The organism is Microbacterium sp. che218 (genome assembly GCF_040436305.1).
GTDB classification, from domain to species: Bacteria; Actinomycetota; Actinomycetes; order Actinomycetales; family Microbacteriaceae; genus Microbacterium; species Microbacterium algihabitans.
Window position 1 is genome coordinate 146,636 of sequence record NZ_AP031501.1, and the last position, 22,986, is coordinate 169,621.

The window sequence follows — 22,986 nt, forward strand, 5'->3', positions numbered from 1 at the left end:
ATGCCGGGACCCCGGCGCCACGCGAAACGGCGCCGACCCCCGCGAGGGGGATCGGCGCCGTGTCAGCGTGCGTCGCTCAGGAGACGGGGGCCGTCGGGGCGCCCGACGAACCGCCGCTGCGGCGGCGACGGCGACGACGCGGAGCCGCGTTGCCGTCGTGGTGCTCCTTGCCCGCACCGTCGTGCGTGCCGCCGCCGCCCTCGGAGCGGTCGGCTGCGCCGGCGTCGGTCGAGGTCGCGCCACCCGTCGCCGAGTCGCCACGGCGGCGACGACGCGGACCGCGGGAGCCCTCGGCATCCGGAGTCTCGTTCTTCTTCTCGACCTGCTTGGGCGCGACGGCCTTCGGCGCGGTCACGAGGCGACCCTTCGTGCCCTCGGGGATGTCGAGGTCGGTGTACAGGTGCGGGCTCGACGAGTAGGTCTCGGTGGGCTCGGGCTGGCCGAACTCGAGCGCGCGGTTGATGAGCGCCCACTTGTGCAGGTCGTCCCAGTCGACGAACGTGACCGCGATACCGGTCTTGCCGGCACGGCCGGTGCGACCCGCGCGGTGCAGGTACGTCTTCTCGTCGTCGGGGATCGTGTGGTTGATCACGTGGGTGACGTCGTTGACGTCGATACCGCGGGCGGCGACGTCGGTCGCGATCAGCACGTCCTTCTTGCCGGCCTTGAACGCGGCCATCGAGCGCTCGCGCGCCTCCTGGCTCATGTCGCCGTGCACGGCGGCGGCGTTGAAGCCGCGGTCGCCGAGCTCATCCATGAGCTTCTGGGCGGCGCGCTTGGTGCGCGTGAAGATGACGGCCTTCTCACGACCCTCCGACTGCAGGATGCGGGCGATGACCTCGTCCTTGTCGAGCGAGTGCGCGCGGTAGACGAGGTGCTTGATGTTCGCCTGCGTGAGGCCCTCGTCGGGGTCGTTGGCGCGCATGTGGATGGGGTTCGACATGAAGCGGCGGGCGAGCGCGACGATCGGTCCGGGCATCGTCGCCGAGAACAGCTGCGTGTGACGCACCGGCGGGACCTTCGAGAAGATCTTCTCGATGTCGGCGAGGAAGCCGAGGTCGAGCATCTTGTCGGCCTCGTCGAGCACGACCTCGGTCGCGTGCGACAGGTCGAGCAGGCGCTGGTTGGCGAGGTCGATGAGGCGACCGGGGGTTCCGACGACGATCTGCGCGCCGGCCTTGAGCTGGTCGATCTGGCCCTCGTACGCCTTGCCGCCGTAGATGGCGACGACGCTGGTGGGGCGGTTCGAGGTCAGCATGTCCATGTCTTCGTAGACCTGCACCGCGAGCTCGCGGGTGGGGACCACGATGAGGGCCTTCACGCCGGGCTCGGGGGTGGGTCCGAGACGCTGCACCACGGGGATGCCGAAGCCGAAGGTCTTTCCGGTACCCGTCTTGGCCTGACCGATGATGTCCTGGCCGGGAAGGCCGAGGGGGATCGTCTGCTCCTGGATGGGGAAGGCATCGACGATGCCCTTAGTCGCGAGGGCGTCGACGATGTCCTGGTCGACGCCGAGATCGGCGAAAGTCGTCATAGTGCGTGCCTGTTCCGGCGGCGAGAGACCGCCTGGGGGAGTCGTATCCACGCCGTCACTCGTCCACAGGCGCGGGGTCCCGATCCATCGCCGGGACCCCTCCACTCTACCCGGCGTGTCTCGCGGGCCCCCGACGCCTAGGCTGTCGTCTGTGTTCGAGTGGTTCCGTCGTCGTCAGCGCCCGGTGGGCCGCACGCTGCAGTTGCGCTCGCGCGGAGACCTCGGCGAGGCCATGCGGGTCGACTTCGCGGAGCTCGCTCCCGAGGTCGAGACCTTCCTCGGACAGGCCGCCTATCTGCAGCTCGGTTTCTTCGAGACGCTGAGCGAGCTGATCGCGCTGACGCCCGAGCTCGCCGAGAAGGAGTCGCTGTCGCGCGCGGCCGGCGCGGCGCTGATCAAGCATCAGGAGCTCGTCGCGGTGATCCGCGAGCGCGGGGCCGACCCGACGCAGCTGATGCTGCCGTTCCGCGAGTCGCTCGACGCGTTCCGCCGCAACACGCACGGCATCCGCCCGCAGGAGACCATGCTCACCGTGCACATCACGGCGGGCATGCTCGACGACTTCTACCTCGCACTGTCGTCGAGCTACGGAGACACCGGCCGTCGCGTCGCGCGCATCCTGCAGGCCGACGACGACCGTCAGGCGATCGTCGACATCCTCGGCCAGACGATCGAGAGCGACGAGGAGTGGCGCTGGCTGCTCGCGCTGTGGGGCCGTCGACTCGTCGGAGACACGCTGCTCGTCGCCCGCGCCGCGCTGCGCCACGGCCACCTCGACAGCGCCGAAGAAGCCAAGGTCGAACCCGTCTTCAGCGAACTGATGGGTGCACACGCACGACGCATGGATGCCATGGGGCTCGCGGCCTGAGAGCTGAGGGGCTCAGTTGACCGGGGTGTGGCCCCGTATGGCGGCTCGAGAGCACTTCCCGTGACGATCGGGCGCCAGTCTTGCAGCAGGTTCGGCGCCGTTCGGGCGTCGGTCTCGTAGCCGGTCGCTCAGGCCCGCCGGCGGGGGCTTGCGTCAGCTCAGGCCCCCAGGCGCACGCGGTCGACCTCGTCGCGGGCGACGCGAGCGCGGCTGACGAGGGTGACGAGTACGAAGCTCGTGATCGCCGGCGCGAGCACGGCGACGATCCACAGGATCGGGGAATCGACGCCCAGACCCGCCCAGGTGAGCGCCGTCCAGACGACGGCAGCGGCCGCGGCCCCGGCGAGGGGCGCGAGCGCCTCTCCGCGCAGCGAGCGGTGGGGCAACGCGACGTGCGCCGCGAGGCCGACAACCGCTCCGAGGATCACACCGAGCAGGATCTGCACGGTCGTGGGATCAGGCGACGAAGCCGACGCGGCGCGACTCTTCGGTGCCGAGCTCGACGAAGGCCAGGTTGGCGGTGGGGACGAGGTAGGAGTTGCCCTTCACGTCGATGAAGGAGACGTGGCTGGCCGAGTTGTCGAGAGCGGCGGCCACGGCCGACTTGACGGCGTCGGAGCTCTCGTTCGTCTCGAAGTTGAGCTCGCGGCCGGTGTTGGTGATGCCGATGCGGATCTCCACGATGCGTCCTTTCCCCGCGGGCCGCGGTCGGCCCGGCGCGTGATTCGACTCTAGGGCAGGGTTCCGACACCGCGTCCCCGAGCGGGCCCCGCTTCGCGGACGGCGAACGCGCGGATGCTCGGGGCCGTTCCCGGCTGCCTCCGGGCGTCGCGCGACCCGATGTCGGAGGTCGCGTTTAGCGTGGACACATGCAGATCCCGGATGCCGCTGAGCTCGACGCCTCCGCCGTCGACGGGCACGCGCTCGACGACGATCAGCGGGCAGTCGCGGGGTGGGCGCCCGAGGCGAGCGGCGTCGTCGTGGGGGCGCCGGGGTCGGGGAAGACGACGGCTCTGCTGGCGCGGGCGCGCGGGCTCGTGGCATCCGGACTCGACCCCGATCACCTGCTCGTGCTGACGCCGACGCGCCCGGCGGCGACGGCTCTGCGCGACCGGCTCGCGCTCGCAGTCGGCCAGGCCACCGCCGGTGCGCTCGCGCGGTCGTTGGCGTCGTTCGCCTTCCAGCTCGTGCGCGGAGCCGAGGTGCGCCGCGGCGGCGAGCCCCCGCAGTTGCTCACCGGCGGCGATGAAGACCAGATCATCCGCGACCTTCTCGACGGCGACGCCCTCGACGAGGCTGAGGGGCACTCGCGGTGGCCGGCCTGGCTCGGGTCGGCGATCCGCGCGACCCGCGGGTTCCGCGGTGACCTGCGCGCGTTCCTCGCGGAGTGCACCGATCTCGGCGTCACCTCCGCCGACCTCGCCGAGCTCGCCAGGCAGCACGAGCTCCCCGTCTGGGCCTCGCTCGCGTCGTTCGCCGACGAGTACCGCGCGGTGCGCGCGGCCATGCGCGGCGCGCATCGCGACGCGGCCGACCTGGCGCGCGAGGCCGTCGCTGTTCTCGACGAAGCGCTCGTCGATCGCGACCTGCTCGGCCGTTTCGCCTCGCTGAAGTGCGTGCTGGTCGACGACGCGCAAGAGCTCACCTCCGGCGGAATCGACCTGCTGCGGGCCTGTCGGGCCCTCGGCATCGGAGTCGTGGCCTTCGGCGACCCTGACGTGGGGTCGGGGGCGTTCCGGGGCGCGACCCCCGAGAACTTCGCCCGGCTGGCGCGCGAACTCGGCACGACGGCGGCGCTCGGCACTCCGCATCGCGGCACCGCCGAACAGGTCGACCTCGTGCGCCAGGTCGCGTCGCGCATCGGCGCGGCCGGGGTCGTCGCGCATCGCCGAGCACCGGTCGGCGCGCCGGTCGAGGGGTCGGTGCGCACCTATCTGTTGCGCTCGCCCGCCGAAGAGGCCGACGCCATCGCCCGTCTGCTGCGCGAGCGTCACGTGCTCGACGGCGTGCCGTGGGGTCGCTGCGCCGTGATCGCCCACGATTCCCGACAGGTCGCCACTCTCGAGGCCGAGTTGTCGGCGCGCGAGGTGCCGGCTCGGGCCAGCGGTCCGGGTCTTGCACTCGGCGTGCAGCGTCCCGTGCGCGATCTGGTCGCGCTGGTCGAGCTCGGCATGCGCGACCCCGACGAGTGGGCTCCCGAGCAGGTGGTCGACGCACTCCTCGGCACGTTCGGCGGGCTCGACCCCATCGAGCTCCGACGCCTGCGCACGGCGCTGCGTCACGACGAGGTCGGGGCCGGGGGAGTCCGCTCCGCCACCGAACTTCTGGTCTCGGGGGTCCGCTTCCCGCTCGAGCTCGAGACCATCGACTCGCGCGAGGCGCGGCGGGCGATGCGGCTGGGCGAGACGCTGACCGCGCTCCGGGCCCAGGCCCTGCAGCGCGCGACGGCGCACGAACTGCTCTGGACGGCGTGGGAGCGCAGCGCGCTCGCCCGCACCTGGCGCGAGGCCGCCCGTGGTCACGGGCCCGTGGCCGAGCAGGCCGACCGCGACCTCGATGCGATCGTGGCGCTCTTTCAGGCGGCCAAGCGCTTCACCGAGCGCGAGCCCGACGGCGAGGCTTCGGTGTTCCTTCGCGGGGTGCTCGACAGCGACGTGGCCGAAGACCGCATCGAACAGCCCGCGGTCGTCGACACCGTGCGCGTGCTGACGCCGGCCGCGGCCGCGGGAACCGACTTCGACACCGTCGTGGTCGCCGGAGTCCAAGAAGGCGTGTGGCCCAACACGCGCCTGCGCGGCGGGCTCCTCGAGACCTGGCGTCTGGCCGACGCCGTGCAGCACCCCGACCTCCCCGCCGCCGGCATGCTCGATCGGCGCCGCGCCGCGATGCACGACGAGCTGCGGCTCTTCGTCCGCGCGATCAGTCGCGCCGACGCCCGGCTCATCGTCACCGCGGTCGACGATGACGACACCGGACCCAGCGTGCTGTTCGAGATGCTGCCGGCGCCCGAGCCCGCGGCATCCATCCCCGAGCATCCGCTGTCGCTGCGCGGACTCGTCGCGCGCCACCGCCGCTCGCTGACCTCTGCGCGTGTCCCCGCGCCCGAGCGCACGCACGCCGCCGGTCAGCTGGCGCTGCTGGCCGCCGCCGGAGTCGCGGGGGCCGCCCCCGAGCAGTGGTACGGCGTCGTGGCGCCGAGCTCGTCGGCCCCGCTGCGCGATCTCACGCGCGAAGACGTCCGCGTTTCGCCCTCGCGCCTCCACGCGCTCGAAGAATGCCAGCTCGACTGGGTGATCGCCGACCTCGGCGGCGACCGCGGTGGCACGACCGCCGGCATCGGCACGATCATCCACGCGGCCCTCGAGACCGCGGGCTCGTCATCCGAAGAAGACCTGTGGGCCGTCGTCGACGAGCGCTGGGGCGAGCTGGTGTTCGACGCCGCGTGGCGCGAGAAGGCCGAGCGCACGCGTGCCCGCGACCTCGTGCGACGCCTCGCGACCTACCTGCGGCGCTTCGACGACGCCGGCGGCCGACTCGTGGGCGCGGAGAGGCACTTCGAGGTGCCGATCCCGATTCCGGATGCCGGCGGGCAGCACGCCGACGGCGTCGACGACGGCGCGGCCGTGCCCGATGGTGCCCCCGTGCACGGCGCCGTGCTCAGCGGTGACATCGACCGTGTCGAGGTGACCCCTTCAGGTGAGGTCGTGATCGTCGATCTCAAGACGGGCAAGAACGAGCCGCAGACCGATCTCAAGGTCGCCGACAACCCGCAGCTCGCGGCCTACCAGTTGGCGTTCTCGTCGGGGGCGATCGAGCAGGTCGAGGGGCTTCCCTCCGGCGGGGCCAAGCTCCTCGTGCTGCGCCCGAGCGCGGCGAAGAAGGACTACGCCGAGCCGACGCAGCCGCCGTTCGACGACACCCAGCGCGAGGAGTTCGTCGGGCGCGTGCAGCGTGCGGTCAACGTCATGCGCGGCACGAGCTTCGCGGCACCGTACGAGGTGCACTGCCGCGACGAGTTCTCGTACGGGCTCTGCCGTATCCACACGGTCTCGGCGGTGAGCGCGTCGTGACCACGTTGTCCGCTGCGACGATCGCGGCCGCCCTCGGCCAGTTCCCCCCGACCCTCGAGCAGACGGCCGTCATCGAGGCACCGCTCGAGCCCGCCCTCGTCGTCGCCGGTGCGGGCAGCGGCAAGACCGAGACCATGGCCGGCCGCGTCGTGTGGCTCGTCGCCAATGGGCTCGTCCGCCGCGACGAGGTGCTGGGCCTGACCTTCACGCGCAAGGCCGCCGGAGAGCTCGCCGAGCGGATTCATCGGCGTCTTCAGCGCCTGTCGGAGTTCGAAGCCCGGGGGCTCCTGCCCGCGCTTCCCGCCCTGCACGAGGCGGGACGCCTCGCAGTGTTCGCCGAGCTCGCGCAGCTCGAGGGTGCGAGCGCCGACGCTGCGCGCCGCGAAGCGCTCGACATGCTGACCGCCGAGGTCGGCGCGGGCGAAAGCGCGCCCGACGACGGCGACCAGCTGCTGCACCGTCCGACGGTGTCGACCTACAACAGCTTCGCCGACGCCATTGTGCGCGAGCACGGCCTGCGCATCGGGCGCGACGCCGAATCGGCGGTGTTGTCCGAATCCGCTGCGTGGCTACTCATGCGTCGCGTGGTGTTCGCCTCCGACGACCCGCGTCTCGAGGAGCGCCAGGAGTCCCCGCGGACGCTCATCGACGCCGCGCTGCGGATCGCGCGCGACGGCGTCGACAACCTCGTCGACCTCGATCGACTCGCTGCCTTCCCCGACGAGTTCGTGCGCATCGCCGAACGGCCCTCGACCACCGCGCGCGTGAGCGTCTACAAAGAGGTCGGCGACGCCGCGGCCAAGGTCTCGGCGCTGGCTCTGCTCTCAGCCCTCGCGGCCGATTACAACCGCGAGAAGGCGCGCTTGGGCGTCATGGACTTCGCCGACCAGGTCGCGGGAGCCCTGCAGATCGCGACCGAGCACCCGGCCGTCGTCGCCGAGCTGCGGGCGCGGTACCGCGTGGTGCTGCTCGACGAATACCAAGACACCTCGGTCGTGCAGACCGACCTGCTCTCCACGCTGTTCGGCGGCACGGGCGTCATGGCGGTGGGCGACCCTCACCAGGCCATCTACGCCTGGCGCGGGGCGAGCGCCGGCAACCTCGGCGGTTTCCCCGCCGCGTTCGCTCCCGAGGGCGGATGCCGCCAGTTCGCTCTGCTGACCAGCTGGCGCAACAGCGAACGGGTGCTCGACGCCGCCAACGCGGTGCTCGCCCCGCTCGCCGATCGGGCTGCCGTCGCGGTCGAAGAGCTGCGCTCTCGTCCCGGTGCACCCCAGGGCGTGGTCGAGATCGTGTTCGAGAACGATCTCGACGCCGAGGCCGATCGCGTGGCGTCGTGGTTCGCCGGTGTTCGCGCTGCGCGCGCCGCCCAGGGCAAGGCGACCACCGGGGCGGTGCTGTTCCGCAGCAAGAAGCACATGGTCCGCTTCGGCGATGCGCTCGGACGCCGCGGCATCCCGCACCGCATCCTCGGACTCGGCGGTCTGCTCACCACCCCCGAGGTGGTCGACGTGGTGTCGACCCTGCGGGTGATCAGCGATCCCGAGGCCGGGTCGGCCCTGATCCGCCTGCTGTCCGGACCCCGCTGGGCCGTCGGACTCGCCGACCTGCGCGCCCTCGCGCAGCTCGCCCGTCGCCTGGCCACCCACGACGTGGCGCTGCAGCCGTTGGGGGCTGAGGTCGTCGACCGCCTCCGCTCGACACCCGGGGCCGACCGTGCCTCGCTCGTCGACGCCCTCGACTTCATCGCCCGGCAGACCGACGGCCACGGCTGGCTCACCGACTTCACCCCCGAGGGGCGAGCGCGGTTGCGCGAAGCCGGTGCGGTGTTCGCGTCGCTGCGGCGCAGCGTGGGGGCGCCCATCCCCGAGCTGATCCGCCTGATCGAAGCCGAGCTGCGTCTCGACATCGAGCTCGCGGCGAACGAGTCGCGCGGCCCCGCGCGCATCGCGTCGGCCCAGTTGCGCGCGTTCGTCGACGAGATCCGCGGGTTCCTCGCCGCCGATGAGTCGGGGTCTGTTGCGAGCCTGCTCGCCTGGCTCGACCACGCCGAGCAGGCCGACGAGTTCGCCCCGCGCACCGAGCCGCCCGAAGACGACGTCGTTCAGCTGCTGACGATCCACGGCTCCAAGGGGCTCGAGTGGGACGCGGTCGCCGTGGTCCGCCTCGTCACCGACGAGTTGCCGTCGCTCCCGCGCGACACCAAGGGGTGGTTGGGCTTCGGCATCCTGCCCTCGGAGTTCCGCGGCGATTCCGCGTGGCTGCCGGTCTTCGGCTGGCGCGGAGCCGAGACGCAGCAAGACCTGAAGGCCGCGATCGACGCCTTCGTGGCCGACAACCGCGCCCGTCAGCTCGACGAAGACCGCCGTCTCGCGTACGTCGCCTTCACCCGCGCGCGCGATCTGCTGATGCTGTCGGGGTCCAGCTGGTCGGGCACCAAGAAGCCTCGACGCCCCAGCGTGTTCCTCGACGAAGCGGCCGAGGCGCTCGCGATCGACCTCGAGGTGTCCGAGCTCGGAGACGACCCCTACGACGGCGAACGTCGGCTGCTGCACTGGCCGCTCGATCCATTGGGGGCTCGGCGCACCGCCGTATCGGCCGCGGCGTCCGCCGTCGCCGCCGCGCGGGCCGAACCCCCCGCGTCAGCCGACGACGACCTCGAGTTGCTGCTCGCCGAGCGGGCCGATCGGCTGCGTCCGACGCACGCACCGGCCCCGACGCGGATCCCGGCGTCGCGGTTCAAAGACTTCGTCGCCGACTACAGCGGCACGGTCGAAGACCTGCGGCGCCCCATGCCCGAGCGCCCCTACCGGCAGACGCGCCTCGGCACGCTCTTCCACGCGTGGGTCGAGCAGCGCTCGGGCCTGGTGGGGGCGGGTGTCGGGCTCGACGACGACGGTCTATGGGATGACGACGACGTCGTGGGGGCATCGGCGGCGGATGCCGTGGAACTCCAGCGACTGCGCGAGTGCTTCGAACGATCGGAATGGGCCGGCCTCCGGCCGCTCGAGGTCGAGACCGAGATCGACTTCGTCACCACACGTCTCGACGGACGCGAGCATGTCGTCATCTGCAAGCTCGACGCCGTCTACCGACGCGGCGATCGCTACGAGATCGTCGACTGGAAGACCGGTCGACCGCCCTCGTCCGAGGCCGGGCGTCGGTCGCGCATGCTGCAGCTCGAGCTGTACCGCGACGCCTACCACGCGAAGCACGGAATCGACATCGACCTGATCGACGTCGCTCTGTTCTACGTCGGCGACGAGCTGGTGCTGCGCGGCTGAGGTGCTCCGGCCAAGCGCGGTGAATACCACAGCGCCGCTACCACCCCTCGGCCTCGCGGCGCGGGTGAAGTCGGCGGCTTCGTCGGGCGTGCGACCGCGCGCCGCTCAGGCGTTGTCGCCCGACACACCCCAGCGGCGCAGCGCGGCGCGGCTCGCGCGGGCGGCGTCGGCCTCGTCGTCGACGGGGGAGTCGTCGCGCGCGGCATCCGCCCGCTCATTCCGCGCCTCGGTGCCGCCATCGAGCGGGAGGCCGTCGAGACGGTCGGTCGACGACTCGTCGTGCGCACCGGCCGAGGCGGCGTTCTCGTCGTCGCGCGCGCCGAACGAGGTGGCGTCCGATACGGCCGGTCGGGCTTCTTCGGGCTTGCCCCACAGCGACGTCGCGGCGGTGTCGCCCCGCAGCGCCGGTCCGTGGACGGGGTCGTAGCGGCCGTCCCACCCGTTCAGCTCGAGCGGAGCCGTGGCCTCGGGGTCGTCCACGCGTGCGGGGAGGTCGTCGATGCGGATCGGGCCGGAATCGTCATCCGATTCTTCGGCGTTCGCCAGGGCGTCTGCGGCGGCCGCGCGGTCGCGTTCGGCAGACAGGTACAGCGAGAGCGCCTCGGGGTCGTAGGCGTCGGTCTGCATCGAGGTGTCGACGCCGTCGGACGGGGCGACCGCGGGCGAGCTCTCGACGAGGGCCATCGCGTCGTCGATGTCGCTGCGGGTGTCGGGCACGATCTGGTCGCCGCGGACGCCGTCGGCCAGTGCCGTCAGCAGGGCCACGGCGTCGTCGATGACGTCGGTTTCGCCGGCGTCGTGTCCGTGCACGAGCCAGCGCGCGAACTCGAGCTCGGCGTAGAGGCGGGCGCGTTCGCGCAGCAGCGGGTCGGGGGAGCGGTCGCCCGCGGCGGCGTATCCGGCGTGCACGTCGTCGGCGGCGAGCGGGGCGGATGCCAACCAGCGCAGGTCGACGGCGGGGTCGCCGACGCTGAGGCCGGCCCAGTCGAGAATGCCGACCACGTGCGGGATCTCGTCGGCGTCGTCGGCCAGCACGATCGAGGTGCTCGTGGCGCCGCCGAGAACGACGGCGGATTCGAAGCGCCACAGGTCGTCGACGTCGAGCGCACGGCGCCAGCGCATCATGAGGTCGTCGCTGACGCGTCCGGTCGAGTCCGCACGGTCGAGCAGGCGCTTGACGTCGTCGCGCACCTGCTCCGGCGAGCGCACGGGCAATCCGTCGGTCCGCACGATCGAGACGGGCAGCGCGTGCACGGCGGCGAGGGCGCCACCGATCGCGGGCGCGTAGCCGGGTCCCTTGGGGAGGTGCGCCGGGTCGATGCGATAGCCGCGAATGCGGTCGACGACCAGCACGCGGTGGACGCCCGAGCCGCTTTCGCCGACCACCTCGGGCACGGCGAACGGCAGCAGAGCGCGCACTCCGGCGGTCAGGGCGTGCAGGGCTCGCGCCTCGGCCGCCAGCTCGCCGGCGGTGTCGTCGTCGGTGGGCATGCGCACGATGAGCTCGAGCCCGTCGGCTGTCCGGGCGAGCGCGGCGTCGAAGCGACCGGCCGTGTTCTCGGTCAGCGCACTGACGCTCGTGAAGGCGGTGCCGGGAAGGGCCGCCGTCGCCGACGCGGCTAAAATGAGGGGCGAGCGTGCCATGCCCCCAGGGTAGGTCGGGCCCGTGCTCACCGGCCCGCGCCACGCCCTTGATGGGGGGAGGTCGAGCCCTCGACCCTCCGCTCGCCCCAACCGTTCGGGCTTCTGCTCGTGCTCGCACCGGAAAGAAGTGTTCGATGTCGCTTCCCGCGTCTTCGTCGTCGCAGAACCCGCCCTCGTCGAGTGCGGCCGACAGCGGGCCGCAGGACACCTCCGCGGATGCCGCTGACCTCGTCGTCGACCGCGCCGGCGCCGAGCGCGACCAGCCCGGCCTGCTCGGGAACCTCGCCGCGGATCCCCGCACGCTCGTGCTCGCCGTGCGCCGCGACGCTGCTCCGATGATCGACGGCCGTCTCGCGTTCGTCTCGTTCGCCGACCTCGCCTCGTCGGCCACCGGGCAGCAGCAGTCCGCCGAGTCCACGGCATCCGCCCCCGCCCCGTCATCGCGCCCCGCCGACCCCGACGCAGCAGCCCCCCACGACATCCCCCACATCACCCACTGGGCGTTCCTCGGGCGCACGCCCGACCACCGCGCGGTCCTGCTCGCGGTCGTGGCCGACGGCGCGGGTGACGAACTGGTTCCGGATGCCGACTGGGCGCCCCTTCGCGCCGCGGGCGGCGATCTTCCGGCCGGCGAGGCCGAACTGCTGACCACCGCGGTCGCCCTGTCGGGGTGGCTGCGCGATGCGGCGTTCTGCCCCGCGTGCGGCGCACTCACCGAACTGCGCCAGGCCGGCTGGTCGCGGCACTGCCCGGTGTGCGGACGCGAGCACTTCCCGCGCACCGACCCGGCGGTCATCGTGCTGCTGACCTCTGCCGAGGGTGACCGCGTGCTGCTGGGCGCCAACGCCGCCTGGGGCGGAGACCGGTACTCGTGCTTCGCCGGGTTCGCCGAGGCGGGGGAGTCGCTCGAAGACGCCGTGGCGCGCGAGGTGAACGAGGAGTCGGGCGTGCGCCTGCGCGAGATCGTGTACCGCGGGTCGCAGGCGTGGCCGTATCCGCGGTCGCTCATGCTCGGGTTTCGCGCGGTCGTGGTCGACGAGGTCGAGGCCCTGGCCGACGGCGAGGAGATCGTCGAGGTGCGCTGGTTCACCCGGGAGGAGATCGGGTCGGCGCTCCGGGGTGAGAGCGCGGTGCACCTGCCGGGGCCCGCATCGATTGCCCGCCGGTTGATCGAGGACTGGTACGGAGAGACCGCGTGACCGGGCCTCTCGACGGACTCGACGAGCATCAGCTCGAGGCGGCGCGGGCGCTGCGGGGTCCGGTCTGCGTGCTCGCGGGCGCCGGCACCGGCAAGACGCGCGTGATCACGCGGCGCATCGCCCACGGCGTCGACACGGGCGCGTATTCGCCGCAGCGGGTGATGGCGGTGACCTTCACCGCGAAGGCGGCGGGCGAGATGCGGGGACGCCTGCGTGCGCTCGGCGTGTCGGGGGTGTCGGCGCGCACGTTCCACGCCGCAGCCCTCGCCCAGGTGAACTTCTTCTGGCCCACCCTGGCGGGCGACCAGGCTCCGTCGATCATCGACAACAAGGTGCGCATGCTCGCGCACGCGGCCGACGGCGTCGGACTGACTCCCGACACGGCGACGCTGCGCGATGTCGCCTCGTCGATCGAATGGCGCAAGGTGACGCTGCGCTCGATCGAGCAGTACGCCGCCGACCGCCCCGACGGCGTGGGGCGTCTCAACGTCGACCAGGTCGTCGCTCTGCAGCGGGCGTACGAGAAGCTCAAAGACGAGCGTCGGCAGATGGACTTCGAAGACGTGCTCCTCACCTGCGCCGGCATGATCGAGGCCGAGCCGCGCGTGGCCGCCGCCGTGCGCGAGCAGTACCGGCACTTCACGGTCGACGAGTACCAGGACGTCTCGCCGCTGCAGAACCGCGTGCTCGAGCTGTGGCTGGGCGATCGTCGCGACCTGTGCGTGGTCGGTGACGCCAGCCAGACCGTGTACTCGTTCACCGGCGCCGACGCGCGCTACCTGCTCGACTTCGAGCGCACGCACGAAGACGCCCGCGTCGTGCGGCTCGAGCGCAACTACCGTTCGAGTGCTCCCGTGCTGGCGGTGGCCAACGACCTCATGCGTGGCCGGGCCGGCGCGCTCGAGCTCGTGGCGGCGACCGACGCCGACACGCCGGTGCCGACGGTGCGCGGCTTCGACGACGACGAGGCCGAGGCCACGGCGGTCGCGCGATCGATCGCCGACTCCCTGTCGCGCGGCGTCGATCCGCACGACGTCGCGGTGCTGTACCGCTCGCACGCCCAGTCGGCCGCGCTGCTGAACGCGTTGTCGGCGGTGGGGGTCGCGGCATCCGTGCTGGGTGGGCGCAAGTTCTTCGACATGCCCGAGGTTCGGCAGGCGCTCATGGCGCTGCGGGCCGCCTCGGTCGCGCCGATGGAGACCGGCTTCATCGCCACCGTCCGCGACGTGCTGCGCAGCGTCGGACTGACCGACGACCCGCCCGCCGCGGGCGGAGCCCTGCGCGAAGCGTGGGAGGCGCGCGCCGCCCTGCTGCGCCTGGCCGAAGAGGCCCCGGCCGGAACCGATCTGCGCTCGTTCACCGACGACCTGCAGGCCCGCGCGCGCGACCAGCACGAGCCGACAACGCGCACGGTGACACTGGCCACGCTGCACGCGGCGAAGGGTCTGGAGTGGGATCACGTGTACCTCGTCGGGGTCAGTGAGGGTCTGCTGCCGATCTCGTACGCGACCACCTTCGAGGCGGTCGACGAAGAGCGGCGTCTCGCGTACGTCGGGGTCACGCGTGCGGCGCGGACGCTGTCGCTGAGCTGGGCGCGCGGTCGGGGCCGGATGGAACGCTCGCCGTCGCGCTTTCTTCGAGAGATCGGCAGCGGCAGTCTGCGCTCGGCCGATGCAGCCCCCAGGCCCGCCGGAACGAATCGACGCGCAGGTGCAGCGACCTCGTCGTCTGCTCGATCGGCGCGCTGAGCAAGAAGCGCGCCGCCCGCGCCGCTTCGGCGGCCAGCGCCGGGTCGATCGCGGGTCGCGGCCGGCCGAGCAGTTGCGACGACACCGCGGGCCAGTGCGGATCCCCGCGCTGACTCTCGGCATCCAGGCACGACAGGCAGGCCGTGCGCCCCGGCGCGACGACCGGTCCGACCGTCGCTGAGGCTCCGTCGAGCACGAGCGGCAGGTGGGTCACGCCGTCACGCGTGTACGCCGCAGCCCGCCGCGGATCCACGCGATGCGCCGCGAGCAGGATCACGCACGAGCCCGGTGACGCCCGCTCGCTGGACGCCCCCGCCCACGCGACGATGCGGGTGAGCGGTGGCAGACCCGCGAGCACGGCGCGGCCGACGCGCGGGTGAAGGTCGTCGGCGATCTGCAGCACGAGCGGCGGCTCGTCGCGGTGCGGCACGAGCGCCGGCGTGACGGCGTCGAGCACCGCATCGGTCGCGGCATCCGACACCCCGTGCACTCTCGCGAGCGCCCGCAACTCCTCGCGGGTGGTGCCGTTCACGAGGGCGGCGACGGCGGCATCCGTCCACCGATCCGAGATCGGCAGTGTCGCGATCGCGCGCGGACCGAACTGCACGCTGCCGTCATCGCGCCAGAGCGGGGGAGAGGCGGGGTCGAGTCGAAGCATGCCCCGATCCTGACGGGCGGAAAGGCTCCGGATGCCGTTGTCCACAGCAACCGGCGTCGATCACGCCCCTGGGGAGAAGTCCACCGCGCCGCCCGCGCGACCCGCACACGGGCATGCGTCCGCCCGTCGACCGGCGAGCGGTCCGCGAGACTGCAACTCGCTGACAAACCCGCGTCGGGCTGCAACGACGTCGTCAGCGAGTTGCAGTCTCGGCGTCAACGGCAGGCCGCCGCGCGACCCCAGCGCCGCGGACCCCACCGCCGCGATCACACGGGCCGCTGGTCTCCCGGAGCGCCGTCCTCGTCGCCGTCCCGCGCGTCGCGATCGGACTCGTCGTCGGAGCGACCTTCTCGCAGGTCTCGGCGCAAGAGGCCCTCACCCGAAGCGTCCGAGCCGCCCGCCGGGTCAGCGTCCGAAGAATCCCGCCCACCTTCGGCCTCTTCAGCCAACAGCTGCGCGAGCGCGTCGTCCATCTCATCGGCCGGCGCCGCTTCACCGCGCGACGCGGCCGTCACCCGCGCGATCAGCGCGGCCGGGTCGTCGATGTCTTCCGACGACGGCATGAGGTCGGGGTAGTCCCACAGCGCGTCGCGGCCCTCGATGCCCACGGCGTCGGTGACGGCACGCCACATCGCGGCGGCTTCGCGCATGCGGCGCGGGCGCAGTTCGAGGCCGACCAGCGCGCCCAGCGCCTGCTCGGCGGGTCCACCGACGGCGCGGCGTCGGCGCACGGCCTCGGCGATGCGTCCCGCCGACGGAAGCCGCGAGGTGGCGTCTTCGGTCACGACGTCGACCCAGCCCTCGATCGTGGCCAGCAGGTTCTCGAGCCGCGTCAAGGCAGCGGTCTGCTCGGGGCTGCGCTCGGGCAGCAGGGCTCCGCTCTCGAGCGCTCCGCGCAGTTCGTCGGGCTGCGAGGGGTCGAAGCGCGAGGCGAGCTCCTCGAGGGCGTCGGTGTCGACGCGGATGCCGTGGGCGAAGTCGCGCACCTGCGAGATGACGTGCAGGCGCAGCCACCGCGCGTGGCGGAAGAGGCGTGCGTGCGCGAGCTCGCGCGTCGCGAGGTAGAGCGCGAGCTGGTCGTCGGGGATCTCGAGGTCGCGGCCGAAGTCGGCGAAGTTCTGCGGCAGGATCGCGGCGTCACCCTCGGGCATGATCGGGATGCCGACGTCTCCGCCACCCACGACCTCGGTCGACAGGCGGCCGACGACGTGGCCGAGCTGCGTGGCGAAGAGCGAGCCGCCGACGGTGCGCATGAGGCGTCCGGCGCCGGCGATCATCTCCTGCATGTCTTCGGGGGCCTGCTGGCCCAGGGCTGCGGTGAGCGCGTCGGCGATGCTCGTGGCGACGGGCTCGGCGAGCTCCTGCCAGACGGGCAGCGTCGCGGTGACCCACGCGCCGCGCGTGACGGCGCGGGGAGGGCGAGGCAGGTCCGAGATGGTGGTCGCCGCGCCCAGCCAGAGCGCAGCGAGGGTGAACGCCTGGTCGATGTCGGTCTTCTGACCGGTCGTGACGCCGAGTCCGTCCTGGTTGGCGATGTGCAGCGCCTGACGCTCGGTGAGGCTCCAGTCGACGCCTTCCTGCGTGCCGGCGAAGGCGCCCTGCAGCTGGTTCATGACGGCCTGCAGCATGGCCGGGTCGATCTGCATGCCCGACAGGCGCGACAGCATCTCGGGGTCGATGCCGCTGGTGTCGCCCGACATCAGGCGGCGCATGAGCTCCTGGAACTCTTCCTCGGGGCTCTGCTCGCCGCCACGGTCGTCGTCTGCCACTTCAGCCGCCTTTCAGCCAGGTCTGGGGAATGGTTCTCTACGCTAGTCGCAGGTTTCCCCGCATCTACCGGCCGGGCCCCGCGGCGCTTACGCCCCGCGCGAACGACCCCGGTCAAGGATTGAGCTCCGTGTCCCTTTTCGACGAGAACGTCCGCCTCGAGCCCGCGCCCCGACAGCCGTGGCGTCGCGGCACCGTCATCGGCGTGTGGTCGCTGACGGTGGCCGTGATCGTGCTGTTCGTGCTCACCTTCGTGCCCTCGGCGTACGTCATCCAGCAGCCGGGTCCGGTGTACAACACCCTCGGTACCTCGCCGAACGCCGACGGCGAGCAGGTGCCGCTCATCACCGTTCCGAACGAGCAGGACGACACCACCACCGGCCAGCTCGACCTGCTCACGGTGCAGGTCAGCGGCAACCGCGAGCGCACCCCGTCGTGGATCGAGCTCGCGATGGCGTGGTTCGACCGCTCGCGCGCGGTCGTGCCGATCGACCGCATCTTCCCCGCCGGTCAGACCACAGAGCAGCGCACGAGCGAGAATGCCGCCCTCATGAGCGACTCGCAGCTCGAGGCGAGCGCGGCCGCCCTGCGACAGCTCGGCTACGACGTGCCCGCCGAGATCGCGGTCGGCACGATCGACGACCAGGGCGCGGCGGCGGGTCTGCTGCAGCAGGGCGACGTGCTGCTGTCGGTCGACGGCACTCCGGCTTCGAACGTGGATGCCGTGCGCTCGGCCGTCCAGAAGGCCGCGGGCGCACCGGTCACCGTGGCCTACCAGCGCGACGGCGCCGACGCCACGGTGCAGATCACGCCGCAGCCGACCACGGTCAACGGCGAGCAGCAATACCTGCTGGGCGTCGGACTCATGCAGTCGTTCGACCTCCCCGTCGACGTCAAGATCCAGCTGAACGACGTCGGCGGTCCGAGCGCCGGCATGATGTTCGCGCTCGGCATCATCGACAAGATGTCGCCCGGCGATCTCACCGGAGGTCAGCACATCGCCGGCACCGGCACGATCGACGCCGACGGCAACGTGGGCCCGATCGGCGGCATCCGGCAGAAGCTCTACGGCGCGCTCGATGCTGGCGCGACGTACTTCCTTGCCCCCGAGTCGAACTGCAACGAGGTCGTGGGGCACGTGCCCGACGGCATCCGCGTCTTCTCGACCTCGACGCTGGATCAGTCGATGACGGTGCTCGAGACGATCCGCGACAACGGCGATCTCAATGCGCTTCCCACGTGTGGTTCGGGATTGTAGCTTTCACGGCGAACCCCGAGAACCCCGCGCCTAGGATGAAGGGGTGACCACGACCTCAGCGCCGAACCAGGCCACGCCGCCGAACCGCTCCCGACGGATCATCTCGATCACTTTGGCGGTGATCGCAGCGCTCGTCGTCGCGTTCTTCGTCTTCGCGAACCTCTATTCCGACTGGCTGTGGTTCTCGCAGCTGGGCTTCACCACCGTTCTGACCACCCAGTGGATCGGTCGCACGGTGATGTTCGTCGTCGGCTTCCTCGCGATGGCCGTGCCGGTCTGGGGCGTTATCCAGCTCGCCTACCGCCTGCGTCCCGTGTACGCGCGTCTGAGCTCGCAGCTCGACCGCTACCAAGAGGTCGTCGAGCCGCTGCGGCGCCTCGCGATGTGGGGAATCCCGATCTTCTTCGGCTTCTTCGCCGGCTTCGCCGCCTCCGCGCAGTGGGAGACCACCTGGCTGTGGTTCAACGGCGTCAGCACCTCGGTGACCGACCCCCAGTTCGGTCTCGACACGGGCTTCTATCTGTTCGGGATGCCGTTCTACGTGGCAGCGCTCGGTTTCGCCTCGGCCGTAGTGCTGGTGTGCCTGCTGCTCACCGCCGTCGTGTCGTACCTCTACGGCTCGGTCCGCGTCGGACAGCGCGAGCTGCGCATCTCGAAGGCCGCGCGCATCCAGCTCGCGATCCTCGCCGGCGTCTACCTGCTGCTGCAGGGCGCGAGCCTCTGGCTCGACCGTTTCCGCACGCTCGTCGAGCCGTCCGAGCGCATCACCGGCCCCGGCTACGTCGGTACCAACGCCGTGATCCCCGGCCAGACGATCCTCGCGATCGCCGCCGTCATCGTCGCGCTCGCGTTCTTCGTCACGGCTTTCATCGGCCGCTGGCGCTACCCGTTGATCGGTACCGCACTGCTCATCGTCTCGGCGATCGTGGTCGGCGCGGCAATCCCGTGGGCCGTCACCACCTTCCAGGTGCGCCCCAACGAGCTCGCGCTCGAGAGCCAGTACTACCAGCGCAACCTCGATGGCACGAAGGCCGCCTACGGCATCGACAACATCGAGAAGGAGAACTTCCAGGCCGAGACGCAGGCCCAGGCCGGGCAGCTGCGCAACGACGCCGAGTCCACCGCGCAGCTGCGCATCATGGACCCCGCGATCATCGGCCCCACCGTTCGCCAGCTCGAGCAGTACCGCGCGTACTACCAGTTCAACACCCCGCTCGACGTCGACCGCTACACGATCAACGGGCAGACGCAAGACACCGTGGTGTCGCTGCGCGAGCTCAACATCGGTCAGCTCGGCGACGCGGCTTCGTGGCAGAACACGACCCTCGTCTACACGCACGGCTACGGCATGGTCGCGGCCGCCGGTAACGAGCGCACCGCCGACGGCGACCCGGTCTTCCTCGAGCAGGCGATCCCGGGCACGGGCTTCCTCACCGACCTCAACTACGAGCCCCGCGTCTACTTCGGCGAGCAGTCGCCGCCGTACTCGATCGTCGGCGGCCCCGAGGGCGGCGAGAACATCGAGCTCGACTACCCGCTCGGCGCAGACGGCGGCACCGAGACCCGCACGACCTTCCAGGGCAACGGCGGACCGAGTGTCGGCAACGTCTTCAACCGCCTGATCTACGCGCTGAAGTTCCAGTCGGAGCAGATCCTGTTCTCCGACTACGTCAACTCCGACTCGCAGATCCTCTACGACCGCAACCCGAAAGAGCGCGTGCAGAAGCTCGCGCCCTACCTGACGCTCGACAGCGACCCGTACCCCACGGTCGTCGACGGTCGTATCAAGTGGGTCATCGACGGCTACACGACGAGCGCGAACTACCCGTACTCGTCGAGCGTCTCGCTGTCGCGCGCGATCGCCGATTCGAACAACCCGGCTCCGACCTACGCGCTCGATGACATCAACTACATCCGCAACTCGGTCAAAGCCACGGTCGACGCCTACGACGGCTCGGTGAGCCTGTACGCGTGGGACGACCAGGACCCGCTGCTCAAGGCGTGGCAGAACATCTACCCCACGACCCTCAAGCCGTGGACCGAGATGTCGGCCGGTCTCATGAGCCACGTGCGGTACCCGACCGACCTGATGAAGGTGCAGCGCTCGATGCTCGGCGTCTACCACGTCGACGACGCGCGTTCGTTCTTCCAGCAGGACAACCGGTGGACCACGCCGAACGACCCGCAAGACCCGGCGACCTTCCAGCCGCCGTACTACCTGACGATGAAGATGCCGAACCAGGACGACCCGTCGTACTCGATGTTCACCAGCTTCATCCCGGCGTCTCAGGGCGGTCAGGCGCGAAACGTGCTGACGGGCTACATGGCCGTCGACTCCAACGCGGGTGACCAACAGGGCCAGAAACGCGCCGATTACGGCAAGCTCCGAATGCTCGTGATCGACTCGTCGACCACGGTGCCCGGACCGGGTCAGGTGCAGAACACCTTCGACTCCGATACCAACGTGTCGTCGCAGATCAACATCCTGAAACAGGGACAGTCGCAGGTGCTGAACGGCAACCTGCTGACCCTGCCGGTGGGTGGCGGTCTGCTGTACGTGCAGCCGGTGTTCGTGCAGTCGTCGGGTGACACCAAGCTGCCGCAGCTGCGGCGCGTGCTCGTCGCGTTCGGCAACAAGATCGCGTTCGAGAACACGCTGAGCGAAGCGCTCGACTCGTTGTTCGGCGGTGATTCCGGAGCCAACACGGGTGACGAGACCGTCACCCCGACCGATCAGGGTTCGGGGACGACGGGCGGATCGACCGGCGGCACGCCGACGGTTCCGACGGGCGACTACGCAGCGGCGCTGCAGGAGGCGCGCGACGCGCTGAACGCCCGCCAGGCGGCGCTGACCAGCGGTGACCTCGCGGCCTTCGCCACGCAGGATGCCCGCCTCACCGCGGCCGTCCAGCGCCTGCTCGACCTCGAGACGAACGGCCAGGGCGGCACGGCGACGACGTCGCCCACCCCGGCTCCGTCGGAGACCCCCGCGGGCTGACCCCCGCTCGACCTATCGCCGGCGTCCCGCACCAGCGGGGCGCCGGCGTCGTCGTTCCGGCGGCAGAGGTGGCTGAGCCTGTCGAAGCCACCGGGCCACAGCGGGTCCCGGTCCCTTCGACAGGCTCAGGGACCTAGCGAGGTGGCTGAGCCTGTCGAAGCAACCAAGCCGCGCGGCGGCAGAGGTGGCTGAGCTTGTCGAAGCCACCGGGGCACATCGGGTCCCGGTCCCTTCGACAGGCTCAGGGACCTAGCGAGGTGGGTGAGCCTGTCGAAGGGACCAAGTCGCGCGGCGGTAGAGGTGGCTGAGCTTGTCGAAGCCACCGGGCCACAGCGGGTCCCGGTCCCTTCGACAAGCTCAGGGACCTGGTTGCCCGGTCCCTTCGACAAGCTCAGGGACCTGCGCTCACGCGCTAATAAACCACCACCAGATCAACAGCATCGTCGTGCCGAAGCCGGCGATCTGGTTGAGCCACAAGAAGCGGTTCCAGCCGGCGGTGGCGCGGTCGCTCTCGGCATCCGTCACGTTCCGGTACGGCCAGCACACGACGAGGTACGGGATCACCAGCAGCGCGGCCAGCGGCCCGGGCCACGCGGTGAACAGCATCGCCACCCCCGCGAGCCCGTAGCAAACCAGCGCGAAGCGCACGGTCCAGCGCGCCCCGCGGGCGGTGGCGATCGACGAGATGTCGGCGGCGCGGTCGGCCTCGACGTCTTGCACGGCGCCGAACGCGTGCGAGGCGATGCCCCACAGCGCGAACGCGATGAACACGAACACGAGCTGCCAGGTCCACACCGCTCCGGCGAGCACCAACCCGTAGATCGCGGGCGAGAAGAAGTGGATGCTGCTGGTCATCGAGTCGAGGAACGGGCGTTCCTTCAACCGCAGCGGCGGCGCGGAGTAGAACACGACGAAGAACAGGCTCAGCGCGAGCACGAGCCACGACAGCGGCGACCCGATGATCACGAGGTACACCACGAACGGCAGGCACGACAGCGCGGAGGCCCACAGCGTGATGGGGTGCATGCGCTTGGCGAGCACGGCGCCGTGGGTTCCGCCCTTGCGGGGGTTGCGCAGGTCCGACTCGTAGTCGAACACGTCGTTCACCCCGTACATCGCGAGGTTGTACGGCACGAGGAAGAAGATGATCCCGACGATCAGCGGCGCGTCGATCTGGCGCGTGGTCAGCAGGTAGGCCGCGGCGAACGGGAAGGCCGTGTTGATCCAGCTGACGGGCCGTGACGACACGAACAGTTCGCGCACCACGCGTCCGGGGGTGAGGGCGGGGGTGGTCATGCGGTGTCCTTCGGGGCGTGGCGAGGCGAGAGCAGGGTGAACAGCGACGGCACGAGGAATGCCGCGCACAGCGGGTAGGCGAAGTCCTCTATCGGCGCGAGTCCGAGCTTGAGTCCGCTGAGGTGCTCTTGAGGGTACGAGAACAGATCGACGGCGATCATGAGATTGTCGAACACGAGGGTGAGGCCCACCAGCACGAGGGCGGTGAGGGCGGCGGATGCCATGCGCTCGCGGAACCGCGGACGCCGCGCCGTCGCCAGCGTCACGATCAGCGTGATCACCACGAACGGCACGACGATGAGCGGGTAGGTCACGACGCCCCCCGCGCGTCCGAAGCCGACGCAGCAGAACGAGCAGAAGACCGCCGCTCGAAAACCGCGAACATCACGATCGCCAGGTAGCTCAGGAACAGCAGGAAGAACAGTTCCTCGAGCGGCAGGTGCGGGGCGAGCATCACGCCGACGAACAGCGGGCTCTCACCCTTCACGAACACGCCGGTGGCGATGCCGACGAGGTCCCACGCGAGGAAGAACACCGTGCCGCCCAGCACCGCCAGCGCGGTGCGGAGAGGAGCGACCCGCAGCGCGAGCGAGTACTTCCAGTCGATCAGCATCATGCCGATCAGCGAGAAGAGGATCGCGCCCAGGTAGATCCCCGGCACC

At 71.1% G+C, this 22,986-nt stretch carries 15 protein-coding genes; 7 read left to right on the top strand and 8 right to left on the bottom strand.

Annotation, left to right across the window (positions count from 1 at the left end; translation table 11 throughout):
- Window positions 1-76 precede the first annotated feature (76 nt).
- Window positions 77-1,534: a DEAD/DEAH box helicase gene (locus tag ABXS86_RS00655; protein ID WP_353665300.1), complete on the bottom strand. Its 1,458-nt coding sequence runs from the start codon at window positions 1,532-1,534 to the stop codon at window positions 77-79.
- 151 nt (window positions 1,535-1,685) lie between these two features.
- Here ABXS86_RS00655 and ABXS86_RS00660 point away from each other — a divergent pair, with 151 nt between their 5' ends.
- Complete coding sequence (locus ABXS86_RS00660; protein WP_144835134.1) at window positions 1,686-2,402, top strand: ferritin-like fold-containing protein; 717 nt, start codon at window positions 1,686-1,688, stop codon at window positions 2,400-2,402.
- A 158-nt stretch (window positions 2,403-2,560) separates the two neighbouring features.
- Here the strand turns inward: ABXS86_RS00660 and ABXS86_RS00665 are convergent, their stop codons facing one another.
- Window positions 2,561-2,848 (bottom strand): hypothetical protein, encoded by a 288-nt coding sequence (locus tag ABXS86_RS00665; protein WP_353665301.1) that lies wholly within the window; start codon window positions 2,846-2,848, stop codon window positions 2,561-2,563.
- A 10-nt stretch (window positions 2,849-2,858) separates the two neighbouring features.
- The gene (locus tag ABXS86_RS00670) at window positions 2,859-3,083 is read right to left on the bottom strand and encodes a DUF3107 domain-containing protein (protein WP_353665302.1); all 225 of its coding nucleotides are present in this window, start codon (window positions 3,081-3,083) and stop codon (window positions 2,859-2,861) included.
- Between the two features lie 188 nt (window positions 3,084-3,271).
- Between ABXS86_RS00670 and ABXS86_RS00675 the strand changes: the two genes are divergently transcribed.
- Both ABXS86_RS00675 and ABXS86_RS00680 read left to right on the top strand, forming a co-directional pair.
- On the top strand, window positions 3,272-6,472 hold the full coding sequence (locus ABXS86_RS00675) for an ATP-dependent helicase (protein WP_307212082.1): 3,201 nt from the start codon (window positions 3,272-3,274) through the stop codon (window positions 6,470-6,472).
- Complete coding sequence (locus ABXS86_RS00680; protein WP_307212079.1) at window positions 6,469-9,756, top strand: ATP-dependent DNA helicase; 3,288 nt, start codon at window positions 6,469-6,471, stop codon at window positions 9,754-9,756. Before ABXS86_RS00675 ends, ABXS86_RS00680 begins: the two co-directional genes overlap by 4 nt.
- 105 nt (window positions 9,757-9,861) lie before the next feature.
- Here the strand turns inward: ABXS86_RS00680 and ABXS86_RS00685 are convergent, their stop codons facing one another.
- Window positions 9,862-11,400, bottom strand: a complete 1,539-nt coding sequence (locus ABXS86_RS00685; RefSeq protein WP_307212076.1) for a phosphotransferase — start codon at window positions 11,398-11,400, stop codon at window positions 9,862-9,864.
- Between the two features lie 134 nt (window positions 11,401-11,534).
- Between ABXS86_RS00685 and nudC the strand changes: the two genes are divergently transcribed.
- Window positions 11,535-12,599 (top strand): NAD(+) diphosphatase, encoded by a 1,065-nt coding sequence (nudC, locus tag ABXS86_RS00690; RefSeq protein WP_353665303.1) that lies wholly within the window; start codon window positions 11,535-11,537, stop codon window positions 12,597-12,599.
- The gene (locus ABXS86_RS00695) at window positions 12,596-14,347 is read left to right on the top strand and encodes an ATP-dependent helicase (protein WP_353665304.1); all 1,752 of its coding nucleotides are present in this window, start codon (window positions 12,596-12,598) and stop codon (window positions 14,345-14,347) included. The genes nudC and ABXS86_RS00695 overlap by 4 nt, the downstream gene beginning before the upstream one ends.
- Before the next feature lie 924 nt (window positions 14,348-15,271).
- On the opposite strand, the gene ABXS86_RS00700 is transcribed toward ABXS86_RS00695, so the two are convergent.
- The gene (locus ABXS86_RS00700; RefSeq protein ID WP_353666211.1) at window positions 15,272-16,717 is read right to left on the bottom strand and encodes a zinc-dependent metalloprotease; all 1,446 of its coding nucleotides are present in this window, start codon (window positions 16,715-16,717) and stop codon (window positions 15,272-15,274) included.
- Window positions 16,718-16,902: 185 nt separating this feature from the next.
- Between ABXS86_RS00700 and ABXS86_RS00705 the strand changes: the two genes are divergently transcribed.
- Together ABXS86_RS00705 and ABXS86_RS00710 are read left to right on the top strand one after the other, a co-directional pair.
- Window positions 16,903-18,030 carry a PDZ domain-containing protein gene (locus tag ABXS86_RS00705; protein ID WP_353665305.1) on the top strand — a complete coding sequence of 376 codons (1,128 nt, stop codon included), beginning with the start codon at window positions 16,903-16,905 and terminating at the stop codon, window positions 18,028-18,030.
- Window positions 18,031-18,073: 43 nt separating this feature from the next.
- A complete protein-coding gene (locus ABXS86_RS00710) occupies window positions 18,074-21,028 on the top strand; it encodes a UPF0182 family protein (RefSeq protein WP_353665306.1) in 2,955 nt (984 codons plus the stop codon).
- Between the two features lie 405 nt (window positions 21,029-21,433).
- Here ABXS86_RS00710 and ABXS86_RS00715 read toward each other — a convergent pair whose 3' ends face one another.
- Genes ABXS86_RS00715 through ABXS86_RS00725 form a run of 3 tightly spaced genes read right to left on the bottom strand, consistent with a single transcriptional unit; the run spans window position 21,434 to window position 22,985 of the window.
- Window positions 21,434-22,324: a prenyltransferase gene (locus tag ABXS86_RS00715; RefSeq protein ID WP_230704830.1), complete on the bottom strand. Its 891-nt coding sequence runs from the start codon at window positions 22,322-22,324 to the stop codon at window positions 21,434-21,436.
- A complete protein-coding gene (locus ABXS86_RS00720) occupies window positions 22,321-22,638 on the bottom strand; it encodes a lycopene cyclase domain-containing protein (protein WP_230704829.1) in 318 nt (105 codons plus the stop codon). Before ABXS86_RS00720 ends, ABXS86_RS00715 begins: the two co-directional genes overlap by 4 nt.
- Window positions 22,635-22,985 (bottom strand): lycopene cyclase domain-containing protein, encoded by a 351-nt coding sequence (locus ABXS86_RS00725; protein ID WP_307212056.1) that lies wholly within the window; start codon window positions 22,983-22,985, stop codon window positions 22,635-22,637. Before ABXS86_RS00725 ends, ABXS86_RS00720 begins: the two co-directional genes overlap by 4 nt.
- Window position 22,986 lies beyond the last annotated feature (1 nt).